This is a genomic window from Enterococcus malodoratus ATCC 43197, assembly GCF_000407185.1.
GTDB classification, from domain to species: Bacteria; Bacillota; Bacilli; order Lactobacillales; family Enterococcaceae; genus Enterococcus_A; species Enterococcus_A malodoratus.
The window spans coordinates 194,590-207,734 of the sequence record NZ_KE136482.1; the positions used below are offsets into that span (position 1 = coordinate 194,590).

13 protein-coding genes are annotated in these 13,145 nt (G+C 41.5%); 5 read left to right on the top strand and 8 right to left on the bottom strand.

Annotation, left to right across the window (positions count from 1 at the left end; all coding sequences use genetic code 11):
- Nucleotides 1–366 precede the first annotated feature (366 nt).
- From I585_RS23385 to I585_RS10795, 4 genes are all read right to left on the bottom strand, one after another.
- On the bottom strand, nucleotides 367–513 hold the full coding sequence (locus tag I585_RS23385) for a hypothetical protein (protein WP_010741806.1): 147 nt from the start codon (nucleotides 511–513) through the stop codon (nucleotides 367–369).
- Between the two features lie 180 nt (nucleotides 514–693).
- Nucleotides 694–1,794 (bottom strand): CPBP family intramembrane glutamic endopeptidase, encoded by a 1,101-nt coding sequence (locus tag I585_RS10785; RefSeq protein WP_010741807.1) that lies wholly within the window; start codon nucleotides 1,792–1,794, stop codon nucleotides 694–696.
- A gap of 111 nt (nucleotides 1,795–1,905) precedes the next feature.
- On the bottom strand, nucleotides 1,906–3,303 hold the full coding sequence (locus I585_RS10790) for a sensor histidine kinase (protein ID WP_010741808.1): 1,398 nt from the start codon (nucleotides 3,301–3,303) through the stop codon (nucleotides 1,906–1,908).
- The gene (locus I585_RS10795) at nucleotides 3,303–4,058 is read right to left on the bottom strand and encodes a LytR/AlgR family response regulator transcription factor (protein WP_010741809.1); all 756 of its coding nucleotides are present in this window, start codon (nucleotides 4,056–4,058) and stop codon (nucleotides 3,303–3,305) included. The genes I585_RS10790 and I585_RS10795 overlap by 1 nt, the downstream gene beginning before the upstream one ends.
- A gap of 196 nt (nucleotides 4,059–4,254) precedes the next feature.
- Between I585_RS10795 and I585_RS10800 the strand changes: the two genes are divergently transcribed.
- On the top strand, nucleotides 4,255–4,623 hold the full coding sequence (locus I585_RS10800) for a nuclear transport factor 2 family protein (RefSeq protein ID WP_010741810.1): 369 nt from the start codon (nucleotides 4,255–4,257) through the stop codon (nucleotides 4,621–4,623).
- Nucleotides 4,624–4,670: 47 nt separating this feature from the next.
- Here I585_RS10800 and I585_RS10805 read toward each other — a convergent pair whose 3' ends face one another.
- Nucleotides 4,671–5,393: a CPBP family intramembrane glutamic endopeptidase gene (locus tag I585_RS10805; RefSeq protein WP_010741811.1), complete on the bottom strand. Its 723-nt coding sequence runs from the start codon at nucleotides 5,391–5,393 to the stop codon at nucleotides 4,671–4,673.
- 103 nt (nucleotides 5,394–5,496) lie between these two features.
- On the opposite strand from I585_RS10805, the gene I585_RS22895 reads away from it, so the two are divergent.
- Nucleotides 5,497–6,381: a helix-turn-helix domain-containing protein gene (locus I585_RS22895; protein WP_010741812.1), complete on the top strand. Its 885-nt coding sequence runs from the start codon at nucleotides 5,497–5,499 to the stop codon at nucleotides 6,379–6,381.
- A gap of 81 nt (nucleotides 6,382–6,462) precedes the next feature.
- Here I585_RS22895 and I585_RS10815 read toward each other — a convergent pair whose 3' ends face one another.
- Complete coding sequence (locus I585_RS10815; protein WP_010741813.1) at nucleotides 6,463–7,011, bottom strand: ECF transporter S component; 549 nt, start codon at nucleotides 7,009–7,011, stop codon at nucleotides 6,463–6,465.
- Complete coding sequence (gene thiD / locus I585_RS10820; protein ID WP_010741814.1) at nucleotides 7,001–7,819, bottom strand: bifunctional hydroxymethylpyrimidine kinase/phosphomethylpyrimidine kinase; 819 nt, start codon at nucleotides 7,817–7,819, stop codon at nucleotides 7,001–7,003. The genes I585_RS10815 and thiD overlap by 11 nt, the downstream gene beginning before the upstream one ends.
- A gap of 381 nt (nucleotides 7,820–8,200) precedes the next feature.
- On the opposite strand from thiD, the gene I585_RS22620 reads away from it, so the two are divergent.
- Entirely contained in the window at nucleotides 8,201–9,097 is an 897-nt protein-coding gene (locus tag I585_RS22620; RefSeq protein WP_010741815.1) for a LysM peptidoglycan-binding domain-containing protein, read from the top strand.
- A 146-nt stretch (nucleotides 9,098–9,243) separates the two neighbouring features.
- On the opposite strand, the gene aspD is transcribed toward I585_RS22620, so the two are convergent.
- Nucleotides 9,244–10,839 (bottom strand): aspartate 4-decarboxylase, encoded by a 1,596-nt coding sequence (aspD, locus tag I585_RS10835; protein ID WP_010741816.1) that lies wholly within the window; start codon nucleotides 10,837–10,839, stop codon nucleotides 9,244–9,246.
- Between the two features lie 344 nt (nucleotides 10,840–11,183).
- Between aspD and I585_RS10840 the strand changes: the two genes are divergently transcribed.
- Nucleotides 11,184–11,438 carry a hypothetical protein gene (locus I585_RS10840; protein ID WP_010741817.1) on the top strand — a complete coding sequence of 85 codons (255 nt, stop codon included), beginning with the start codon at nucleotides 11,184–11,186 and terminating at the stop codon, nucleotides 11,436–11,438.
- A gap of 238 nt (nucleotides 11,439–11,676) precedes the next feature.
- Nucleotides 11,677–13,137 carry an aldehyde dehydrogenase family protein gene (locus I585_RS10845; protein ID WP_010741818.1) on the top strand — a complete coding sequence of 487 codons (1,461 nt, stop codon included), beginning with the start codon at nucleotides 11,677–11,679 and terminating at the stop codon, nucleotides 13,135–13,137.
- Nucleotides 13,138–13,145: the final 8 nt, after the last annotated feature.

Here is a 13,145-nt window from a genome sequence, read left to right on the forward strand (position 1 = left end):
CCAAAAAATTGCATCATCATTTCAACCATTTTTCCCGCTCCTTTTTCTCTTTTGTTTTGCCAAAACTGGAAGACTTACTTATTGAATAGATTAGATAACCAATCAATCGGATAAAGTGACATATGTAATGTTATGTGAGCCAACAAATAACTTACTGCGAAGAATGGAAATAACAATTTTTTCATGATTTTTCAACCTCCGTATTTTTCGTTGCTTTAGTATAACTTGAAAGGAGAGGGAAGAAACATTGATTTAGCTTATAGGCAACGAACAAATATGTAAGTTGAGCACACAAAAAAGCCCCTGCTTTCGATTCGTCAGCAGAGGCTTTTAATTATAGGCTTCATTCATTGAGATGTGCGCTCCTTAGGCAGGTTTTTTTAAATCATAGATCGCTTGTTCAATGGTGATTCCAGTTCCTTGTTGGCCGGTAACAGTAGAGTAAACGATAAAGATGTTTTCTTCTAAGTCAAATGTTACGCGGTATGGTTTTTCTTGTTCAAAAAAAGTCATCAGTAATCCTCCTTTCATTTAATAACAGACTTACAAATAAAATTATAACACATTAAAATGAAATAATAAAACAAATTTCCATTCATAAAATATTTTAATTATTTAAAATTTGGACCACAATAAGTAATGCAATTATGCCGAAAAAAAAGACTACAGCAGATTTTGCTGTAATCTTTCTTATTATTTCGCGGGTGATTGATTCAGAGTTGCTGTTTTTTGTTCATTTTCATTCTCTAAGTTGTAAGCTACCGTATCCGCGCGATGCTCAGGGGTTGGGTTAAGGTTGCCGCGATCCTTGAAGAATTTGGTTAAGGCCGGCCAAGCGTAACAAATGGTCATAAGAATCGCCATCATGCCGACCATACTCCACGTGATGCTGTAGCCCTTCGCTGATTCCCCCGTTAAATCGCCAGAGAAAATCGGAACGAGATTATTATTTAAAAAGTGCATGGCGACGACTGTCCAAATGTTGTCGGTTTTCATATAGGCGTAAGCATAAAAAATCCCTAAAGTCAGACAAACAACGACTTGATTAGTCACTGAGATAAGGCCATCCGCCGGAGAAGTATAAAAGAAAAAGTTCAGCGGCAAGTGCCAAAGGCCCCACAATACGCCGAGAATCAAAACACCTTTAAGTGATCCGTAGCGCTTTTGCAAAATTGGCTGGAAAAAGTAGCGCCAGCCATATTCCTCCCCAAAGTATGGGACGAAGAGCGGAATGTAGGAAACTAAGGTGGACAATAGGGCGATCCAAACCGCTGATTTAGTGAATATCTCCAACATCCCCGAAAAGTTCCCCTCAGCAGCATACGCGACGACCATCCGAGCGGTATACAAAATCACGTAAAGGGCGACCATCCAAATCGTGGCCTTCCAATTTTTACGGCTCAGGCCATAGGCTGCGCGCCGATCTTTTTTGGCAATGAGCAGGCAGAGCCATAATAGCAGTCCGCCAACGATCATCAATAATCCTGACAGTTGCGGAAGGGCTTCGCTATTAGAAAATAGACTGAAAAGACTGATGCCGATCATCATGGCCGTTTGCAGAAGATAGCAGATAAAAAAAGGTTTAGGGATCAGCTTATGATTGCTGTTGCTGAGCAGCAGGGCGATCATCGCACCAGCAGCGGGATAGTACATGTGAGCCATTGAAAAAAGATCCAGATTTTTATTATTGCTGTACCCATACCACATAAACAACCCCATAATAACAGGCAGACCAAAGGCGATCATAGAAAAGATTGCCAGCTGCTTTTTTTCATTTCGTTCCTTCATATACATTGTTTCACTCCTCAATAAAATAGTTTCGGTCTTGTATAAAAAAGTTTACAAGAAAAAACCGACCATTGGGACAGGTCGTCCTAAATGGTCGGTTTATCATCCTAAAGAAACTTATACGGATTCGAAAATGGCCAGCTCCTGAATAAATTCGCCATTTTGCTGTTTGGTTTCGCTTAAAATATTGTTGTATTTCTGAACAACTTCTTGATAGATCGATAACCCTAGCCCGCGATAGGGTCCTTTGGTGGAAAAACCGCGATTTCTGATTTTGGCGAGATTGACCTTTTCGGTACAAGGATTTTTGACAACTAAGGTAAGCTTGTCCGTTTCTTTTATTAAAAGAATATCGATTCGGCGGTTCACTGCTTCTTTTTCGACCGCCTCGACAGCATTATCTAAAAGAATACCAATGCAGCGGAGAAAATCAGAAATCGACATTTTTATTTCATCCACCGATTCGGCGACTTCCAAGTTGAAGAGAATATCATGCTGTTTGGCTAAGATCATTTTTGAAAGCAAGAGCCCTTTAAGCTCAGGGGAAGAAATGCTGGCCAATTGGCTGCTCCATTTCATTTCTTCTTGAATCCCTTCATCCAAATTCAAAAGGGACTTTTCAATGTATGTCTGAATTTTTTCGTTGTCTCCATCTTTGGCATGCAGGTAGAGACCTGTGATCAAATTTTTATAATCGTGCTGAACTCCTCGCAGCTCAAACTGAATTTTTTCAAGCTGCTTCATATAGGATTGCTGCTGAAGAAGCAACAGTTGGGATTGTTCTAGTTCCAGTGTTTTACTCAGGTATCTTGAATAGAACACAAAAAGCAGCAGGCACAATAAAAAACCGGCAGTAACAATGACCAGCAGCATCATATTCCAATTATTCGATCCTCTTTCATGATGAAGCAGGAAATAGAAAGATAAGTCAATCATTGCAGCCAGCCAAAATATTTTTAGACTGAGTGAGCGGTTTTCAAGGATATCATTCAAGCCAGCGAGAAAGCGGGTCCGAAGCATGAAAAAAAGCAGGGCAAAAAGAAAGACATTATTGGTCAGATAAATCAATAAAGAAATCCAGAGACTGGAGAACGGGATCAGATCGCCGTGCCCCATTGCTAGAATAATAAAGACGATTACTAAGGAAACAACCACTTCAACGACAATACTAATGTGCATTATCAGCATCGCAAGCACCATGGTTTTATAGAGCGCAATATTTTTTACGTACAATCGAATAACTAGAGACAGGACAACGATAAAAAGAAAACCCTCGGCCGCAAAGAAAAGGACGCGATGCGTGAGCAACAGGCTTGATTCTCTGAGTTTAAATTGAATAAAGACTTGTAGAACAATTAGCAGACCCAACAGGATGAAACTGGCCGGCAGCAAACGTTTCATCTTCACGTGACCGGTGAGTACTTTAAAAATAAAAAATAGAGCAATGATATCGTTTAACAGCAAGGGCAGGGCGAGAAAAGGAAACGATTTAAGATAATCAATCAGTTCAACCATCAGGCACCTCCTTTTTGTTCACTCAGACGTATGTTGACATCATTTATCTTGTTTCTAGAGAGTAAAACAGTATTGCCATTGGTCAATTGCACCAGCTTTTCCTTTTTAACAATACCGGCAATATAGTCGCAATTGACGAGATAAGAACGATGGGTCCGAATAAATTTCTCCCCCAGCTGTTCCTGAATATCCGCCAGTTTACCATAAAATTCAATAAAGGCTTCCTCAGTAACCAGGTTCAACACATGTTTCTTAGCAGAAGTCTCAAAGTAAATGATCTCCGCCAGCGGAACATAGGAACTATCGTTCATGCGCTGGACAGAGAAAAATTCTTTTTCCGCGCGTCGATCCTGTTTACAGCGATTGTTGATCTCCGCTAAACTCAGAGCTATCCGTTCCAGCAGGTGCTGGCTGTCGTCCTTTGCGATATAGTCCATCGCTTCTACTCGGTACTTGAAGGTTTCGCTTAATAGCTCGGTATGTGTCGTGATATAAACGATAAAGCCTCGGGTATCGAGCTGGCGGATCTGTTTTCCCAACTCAAAGCCATTCAATTTTTCATCCTGCAATTCCACATCAAGAAAATAAATTCCTTGTGTCGGATTAGCCGAAAGCTTGTTCAGCAATTTTTCCGGCTGAGTGGCTGCTAGGGTGACTTCAAAATCGTATTCTTCAAACATACAGATGTCCGTGATTTTTTTTCGTAAAAAGTCCAACATCCCTTGATCATCTTCGCAGATGTGAATAGGTATCATAATCGGCTCGCTTTCTTAACGGGTAAACGTGACACTTACAATGATACACTACTTCAAACGGCATAAATATTCTTTTTAAGGAACTATTTTTTTGCGATTTGACGAAATTCATTTACGGTAACCACTTACTAGAGGATATACCTATTTTAATCCTGCTATACTATAGAAGAAAAGTGTTTTTGGGGAGGTAAAATACATGCGGCGTAAAATAATTGAACAATTCGTTGAAGCGATCAATCAGCAGAATGTTCCGCAGCTGATTGAAATGATGGCAGAGGATTTTCAATTTATTGATACGTATGGGAAGAGCGAAAATAAAGAAGCGATGAAGAGCGGGTGGCCAGGTTATTTTGAATGGTTCCCGGATTATCAAATCGAGATTGAAGAATACCTGGCTAATGAGTCATGTGCGGTACTGATTGGGAGGGCGAGCGGCTCTTATTTAGGACAAGCAGAAAAACAGTGGGCACTTCCCGCTGCTTGGAAAGTAGTTGCAGCAGATCAGCAAATAAAAATCTGGCAGGTCTTTTGCGACTCAAAAAAACAATTGGATTCAATGAAGTGAATAAAATCAGGAACGAAAGGAATCCACTCTTCGTTCCTGATTTCTTTTTATAAAGAGGTTGCCGCAGGTACTCGAAACTTTGGATAGATGATCAAAAAAGCAAGATAGCTGATCGATAGAAGAGAAACGGCCCACAAATTTTGCGCCAACGATCCGGGCGCTGATAGTGAGGCGAAAATATTAAACAAAGCGTGAAAAGTGATGACGGTATAAATGGATTTTGTTGAATAATACAAAAGCGAGAAGACGCCGCCCAGCAATAACGCGTTAATGATTTGCAGAACAACTAGGGCTGGAGCAGCCTCAGGATTCAAACCGCTGGCGATATGCAGAATACCAAATACGATACTGGAAAAGCAGATGTAAACCTTCGGATCGCGTCCCTTTAAATAGTAGAAAAAGATGCTGCGAAAAAGAGTTTCTTCAACAAAGCCCACTAAAATCATTTGCAGAACAATCAGTAAAAGTGTCGAAACGGACAATGAGAAATTAATACCGCAAAAAAGCGGTTGAATCAGAACGATCAAAGCGATGAAGGCGATCAATTTTTTAGTTGCGTTTCCGTTAGTGAAGCCGAATTGTTTTAAGGTTGGATCTTTTTTCTTCATATAGAAAATCAGGAAAAGCGCAAAAAGCAGGAAGGCCGCGATTTGAAACAGAATTGTGCCATTTTCACTTACGCCAAGGATGACGCTTGCTGCTGAAAAAAGACTGATGATGAGGGTTAGGCTGATTGCCAAACCGATTAATTTAAGTGCTGTTTTAAACATAGTTTATTCCTCCAAGAGTTCGTTTTTTAAAATATAGCATGGGCAGGCCAGCAAAATACCGTTATAATTCCTGTATACAGGAATTTACGAATCGGAGGATGCAATGTACAGCGAAATAATTAAACAAATTCGAAAGGCCAAAGGTTTTACCCAAAAAGAGGTCTATACGGGGATTGTATCAAAAACCTTTTACAGTGATTTCGAAGCAGGAAAATATTCAGTGGAAATCACTAAATTTGAAGCGTTTCTCACTAATCTGGGAATCACATATGAAGAGTTTGAGTATTTCAAAAATCAAAGCCAAACGAACGATGCGGCATTTTCGCAAAATACAATCGATCAACTTTATAAAAATGGGAAGTTTGAGGAACTGTACGATCTCTATGAAGAATACTGCCGTGACTCAAACAAAGAGTTACGATATTTAGCTATTCAGGCCTATCTTTTAGTGCTGATTACCAACACAAATTTTTATAAATTTTCACGAGCACCGTTTAGTGAAATCGTCTCTGAACTTGAAAATGCCAAAATGTGGACCTTAAAAGAAATCAAATTGAGCAAATTGGTGCTGTTGTCACTTTCTGAAAAGGAGCGAGACAAAGCGGCGGAAATCTACAAACGAATCATGCATGAATTGGAAAAATACGCGGACTTAAATCTAAAAATTTATTATGAAGAAATAGGGGATCTGCATTTCAATCGTGTCCAAAGTTTATTGATCATCAATGACATTGAAGCGGCACAAGCCGCCTTAACTACCTATAAAGAAATCGTCCAAGCGTCCGACGATCTGTATTTGCTGATCCAACTGAAATTTATCGAAAATTTGGTTCAATTGTATCTAGCTTTTCCAGAATATCAGCCAAAAATGAAGGCTTTATTGGCGCAATTGAGTGAGACACCGACCTCGGAAACTCATTTCTATACGATTATTTTTCAGATTCATCAAGAAAAGGCCAAAAGTTACTATGAACGGTATAAAATTTAGCTAAATACAAAAAGACCGCAGCGTGATTGCTGCGGTCTTTCGTATAAGCTTTCGCCCCTGCCAAGGAAGCTTAGTATAGCATTAAACGGGCTGATTGTGAAAGATCAATTGCATCGCGCGTCTTAATGGGAAGAACACGAGGCTGACGATCAAAATGGTCGAAAAGATATTGATCACAGTCGCAGGCATGGTTGCGATCGCCGCGAAGAAGGCCGGTTTCAGTTGAGCACCGGCGATCATTCCCATGACGGTCACTTTGATCACGGACATGATAAATTTGGCGATGCCGGCAAAGATTCCGATCACGATAATTTGGTAAACACGGCTGGGTTTGCGTTTGAAAATAGCAAAGGCAGCATAAGCGGCCGCGCCGACCACAAAACTCTCAATTAGAAAATAGGGGGCCTCGCTAGCAAAGCCGTTCATGATATCAAAAATGAAAAAGCCGATCCCGCCAGCCAGCGATCCTTGCCAATAGCCAATCAATAAAACTGCTAAAAGAACCACCGAGTTCCCGAAATGAATAAAGGCTCCCGTCGGTAAAGGAATCTTGATCATCGTGCCAATAAAAGTCAATGCGGCAAATAAGGCAATCAATACTAAGTTTTGAATTCGTTTATCACTGTTCATCTGAATACTCCAATCGTTTTTCTCCGTGAGTGTAGGCACCATGCCAAACATGACCTACATAAGGATTGATTTGTTCCCCCATCGCAATCGCGGCCTGAACAAAATCAATCGCCAGTTTGATAGCCCGTTCAATTGGGTAGCCTTTGGCAATCGCTGCGGTAATCGCCGCCGCAAAAGTACACCCCGCGCCATGATTGTAGGGGGTGTCGATAACGGGATGCGGATAACGGTGAACATTCAAGCCATCGTAATACAGATCCAAAGTTTGTTTGGAATCGAGCCGAGCGCCGCCCTTGATTACGATATGCTTCGCGCCAAGCAGGGCGATCTTTATTGCGGCCTGTTCCATTTGCTTCTCGGAAGTCAGTTCGCCCATTTCCGATAAAATGCCGGCTTCACGCAAATTTGGCGTGGTAACCAATGCCATCGGCAGTAGTTTTTCCCGCAAAGCTTGCACCTGTTCGTTTTTAATAAAGTCTTGCGTGCCTTTGCCGCCGATGACCGGATCAACGATCAGCGGGATATTTTTAGGAATCAGATCACTGACCAACCCGATAATTTCCTGCGAGGGAAGCAGTCCAGTTTTGATCGCGTCGATCGGTCCCGCGAAGACTGAAGCGATTTGTTCTTGAATCAGGTTAGATGGGAGACTTCGTAAATGATGGGCCCCGTTTTCCGGATCAAGGGTGACGATCGAGGTGATCGCCGCCAAGCCAAATGTCCCAAATTCTTGAAAGGTCTTCAAGTCTGCTTCTAATCCGCCTCCGCCAGTGGCATCTGAGCCGGCGATTGTTGCTACTTTTTTCATTAAAAATCCCTCCGATTCACGCTTAATCATTTATTTACTATAATACATTCATTCTTCATTTTAAAACAGCCAATTGGCTCTTGTTTTCCTCATCCAATTAATGAACTTTGATCAGGTGGTGTAAGAATCGGCTGAAAATTTACTAATCCAAGACCAAGTTTAGTTTGTTGGGGATATTTTCACGGATAAAGTTAGTTACTGTCAAAGATGTGTGTAAGAATATTTATTGAAAAACGTCTGTAAAATGATCATTAATATTATCTTTATCGATAAAAAAGAACACAAACGTTAATCAATCTGTTATTATTGAATAATATAAATAATAATATGCGAATAGAATACTATTCAATAATTATTTTAAAAAGGGTAGGAGGAATCAATGTGAAAAAAAGGATTAAGGGTCTTGTTCTTACTGGAATGTTGTTAGGCGGAATGGTTCTCCCCAATGTGGCTAATGCTGCGAAGTGGCGGGCGAATTTAGTCAGTGAAATTGAAATCACCAGTGGTCAAAAAGAATATACGTTAAAACGAGGGGACACTCTTTGGGCGATTGGTCAAAAGATCAATATTCGCTATGAACGTCTTGCTGAAATCAACGGCATTGACTTAAGCTCGGGTGAGGAGTATCGCTTGCCTGTTGGTCGGATTATCAGTATCGATGGAAACGTAGTGACGATAAAAGAAAAAGATGGTTCAATCTATTCTCAATCCGTTATTACACCAGAACAAAAAATTGATGATACAAAAGCAGTTGGCGAATCAGTCGCAGAACAACCGGCTTTACCAGAAGTCAAAGAGCAGCCTGCTGCGCCTGAAACGGAAGATCTTTCTGCGTATCCCTATGCAGTGAGGGTTAATACCTTAAGCAATCCGCTGACATTTACGTTTACTGGGGCAAATGTGCCAGTTTCGGCTCGCGTGAATTTCAATGAAGGAACAGTAACTTTTGTCGACCAATCATCTGGCGGCAAGACTATTATTGAATCGGAAGATGATTATTTTCTTGTTGAAACGGTCTATAGTATGACTGTCAGCAATGTCGAAACAAAAACGATTCGGGTATTTGGTGCAGGAGGCAACCCCATTCGCAGTGTTAACGCAAATACCATGATCACTTTGACGGGACGTCTAACGAATCCAGATGATCGTGATTATGGTGTGGGCAGAAATCTTTACTTGATCGTCAATCAGGCAGGTACGCTATCACTGCTCACACCAAACTATGCTGGAAATGTAACGGAAGAAGACTACGATGTTATGATAGAAGTTTTACAATAAATACTCGTTTTCATATCTGACCTTTCACGTTTGTGGAAGGTTTTTTTCTTGGTTAAAAAAGGATTGTAGGAAAATACAAGGTGTTTCAGTCAATGAGCGGGCATAAGAAAAGGCTTGAGATACCCAAGCATCTCAAGCCTTTTACGCTATTTCGTTTTCATCCATTGATCGCGGATATCATCGGTCAAACGAATGATGCGTTTGCCAACTTCCGGATATTGATTGGTGGCAAGGTTGGCTAAGGAAACGCGAACGGCCCATTCACTGCTGCCAAAGGCGTTAGCTTTCAAAAGCATCAATTGTTCTTTTTCCGCTAGGGAAGTTAGGACTTTCGTTACGGTCCATTTATTCTTCAAATAATCAGCAAAGGCGTTGCCGTAACGTTTACGGGTCCAGTCTTCGTAATTGATTTCGCAATAGTAGGCGGTATCTAAATCTTCCAACGGTTCTTGCAAGCCTAATGTACTAAATAATAATTTTTCCCGTTGGCGGCAAATATCCATGACTTCGGCTTTGTAGGCTTGGCCTTCATCCAACAGGCTGTACAAGCTGAACATTACCATCATCACCTGTTGCGGAGCTGAAAGTCCAGCAGCGTGGTTCAAGGCAACGTCACGGCTGTCGGCAACGATCCGATCAATGAAGGTGATCGTTGTTGGATCAGCGGTCAACGAAGCGTAACGTTCGTTCAATTGTTCGATTTTTTCTTGCGACAGATTAGCGATCAACTCGTCAAACAGATTGTGTTTGGCTACAGCGATCGTACCTACACGCCAGCCGGTAGCACCAAAATATTTTGAGTACGAATAAATGCAGGCGGTGTTGTATGGAATCTCTGAAAACAGAGAAGTGAAGACAGGGACGAACGTGCCGTACACATCGTCGGTCAAAATCATCAATTCAGGATTGTCCGTCGCTACGATGTCCTTCAACAGATCGATCGTTGGTTGGGCAAGCGCATTGGCTGTCGGATTGCTTGGGTTGACCACAAAGACCGCTTTGATCTCAGAATCCCGCAGTTTGTTGATTTCTGAATCTGGGTATTGATAGGTCATTTTGCCGTCGACCATGGTTTGTTTTGCTTGAACCTTGACGATGTCAAAGGCATATTTTGGCAATTCAGGAATTTCCAAATAAGGCGCAAAGGTTGGCAGCATCAAAGCAATTTTATCTCCGCGATTCAATAGAAAATTATTCAACAGCGTGTCAAAAATGTAGCAGATACCTGCTGTTCCGCCTTCCACGGCAAAAATGTCAAAAGGCGTTTTGCTGTCAGAGAAAAGTTCTTGATTCAAATAAGCTTTGATTGGTCCTTCGCAGGCAGTTAAACAACGCACTGGATTTGGGTAATTGTCGCCAATAATATGATCCAGCATGTCTGTTAGCCAAGCTTCTTTGGGCATACCTAAATAGTTATTGTCAGAAAACCAGATTTTCTTTAAAAAGTCGGCGCCTTTACCAGGGTGCGCAGCTAAAAATTCAACGAAACGTTCACTGCGGCCGCTATTGGCTTGGATCATTCCGGCGGTTAGTTCGCCCGGCCCGAATAAGGTTTCTTGCGTGGCGAATTGACCTAGTAAGAAATAGGCTTCCCGCGGCGTAGGGGCGGTCCAGTTTGGATTTCCCCGTCCGGCATTCAAAAGGTTGGTAACATTCTTATTCTCATGGATCTTTTGTTCCAAAAAGAGACTCAATTCAAAGGGACTTAGTTCTTCTAAGGCTTGTTCTGTAATTGTTGACACAAATACGACTCCTTCAACGCTTTATTTTAATTCTATAGTAACGAGAATAATTTTTAATACAGCGTAAATACGCTTAGAGTTTGTGAGAAAATTTCTGTTAAAATACAAAGAAATAAAGTCTGTTTTCTTTTATTGTTTGTTAAAAGTCTGATTACACCGATATAAACAGCGCTTACATAAACCTGAACGTTTATTTTTTATAAATTTCCCGAATAGATATCAGACTTTCGACCCATGTCAGCGAGTAAAAAAAGAGGCATACTATTCCTATAAGTTAATTGATGTGCAATTGGATGGACATTGCAGTATATAAAGAGGTATCCACGAAAGAGGGGGAATTCAAGATGGATCAGTTGATAGCTATTGCATTTATCGCGTTGCTGGTTTTCTTTGTTGTAAAGGTCGGGTCAGTCTTATGGCGCATTGCCGGCGTATTGTTCTTGCTATTTATCATTTATGTATATAAGGATCAGGTCATTTCACAGGTCCAAAACTTTATTGCCAATCCAGACTTTGGCGGATTATGGCAGAGTGTTTCAAGTTTCTTTGGAAATTTGTTTGATAAAGTCGTCAGCTTTGTCGGCGCGGTAATTGAATAGCTTGAGTAGGATAAAATCAGTGATTGATTTTATCCTTTTTTTTACATTAAAATAAAAAAAGACTATAATATCAGTCTTTCTAACCACCAAACACTTCAACCAGTCGAAAAATTGATTCATGAATAAGTATAAAAGTTTTATCAAGGCAGATCGATCCGATCTGTCTTTTTGAGCCGGATTTTTGCTTTTTATTGAAAACGTATTCTATGATGGATAGATAATAGGAGAGGTGGAGAATATGGAAAAACAATTCGACAAACAATTTATTGGCGGAAAATGGAAGCAAGGTAATGATTCAGAGCATGTGAATGAGGATAAGAATCCCTACACGCAAGAGACGTTCCTGAAGATCCAAGGAGCGAATACAGAAGATGTCGATGAGGCCTATCAAGCCGCTCAAAAAGCACAGAAAGAATGGATGAAGCAAACGCCTCAAGAGCGCAGTGCCGTTATCAGCAAAGCGGCTGAATTGATGGAAGAAAAAAAGGCGGAGATCGTCGAATGGCTGATCAAAGAAGGCGGTGCGACACAAATCAAGGCTGGACTTGAAGTCAGTCTGGCCAAAGGAATCACCGAAGAAGCAGCGAGCTTCCCGATGCGGATGGAAGGGAAAATTCTTCCTACCAATACACTGGGTGAAGAGAGCTTTGCGACCCATCGTCCAGTTGGTGTGATCGGGATCATCAGTCCTTGGAATTTCCCGTTCCATTTGACGATGCGTTCATTGGCTCCGGCGCTTGCGACAGGGAATGGCGTCGTGATCAAGCCGGCGAGTGATAGTCCAGTAACTGGTGGACTTCTGCCAGCCGCAATTTTTGAAGAAGCAGGTGTCCCAGCGGGCTTAGTCAATGTGACTGTCGGCAGCGGGAGTGAAATCGGTGATTATTTTGTTGGACATCCGATCCCAAGCTTTATTTCCTTTACGGGCTCTACAGCTGTTGGCAAAAACATTGCCAGTCATGCGATGAGCGGGAAGAAGATCAAACAAGTCGCTTTAGAACTCGGCGGCAATTCACCCTTTATCGTATTGGACGATGCAGATATTGAAGAAGCGGCGCAATCATTGATCGTCAGCAAATTCATGCACTCAGGACAAATCTGCATGGCCGCTAATCGTGCAATCGTGGTGGAATCAGTCTTTGACGAATTTGTTGCTAAAGTCGTTGAACGAGTGAAAAAACTAACTGTTGGAGATCCCGCAAAAGAGGGAACCGTTGTTGGTCCGATCATTAATCAAAAACAAACGGATCAAATCCAAGAAATCATCCAACAGGCAAAAGATTCAAACGCGCAGTTCCTAGTAGAAGGATCAATCAAAGGGCAAGTAGTGGAACCAGTGGTATTGGTTTCGGAAGATGCTGCGTTGGAGATTTTCCATCAGGAAATTTTCGGACCCGTTCTGCCAATTTTGAAGGTAAAGGATACGGAAGCAGCTATCCAAGCAGCTAATGATACCGAATATGGCTTGTCCAGCGCACTATTTACAAAAGATTTAACTAAAGGGCGAGCATTAGCGAATAAAATCGAGGCTGGAATGTGCCACATCAACGGCTTGACCGTCGATGATCAACCAAACGCACCTTTCGGCGGAGAAAAGAATTCCGGTATCGGACGTTTCAACGGTGAATGGGTATTAGAAGAATTCACTCGAACACAATGGGTAACCACCAAATCAGGCAAAGGCCAGTATCCATTTTAGGCGTAATT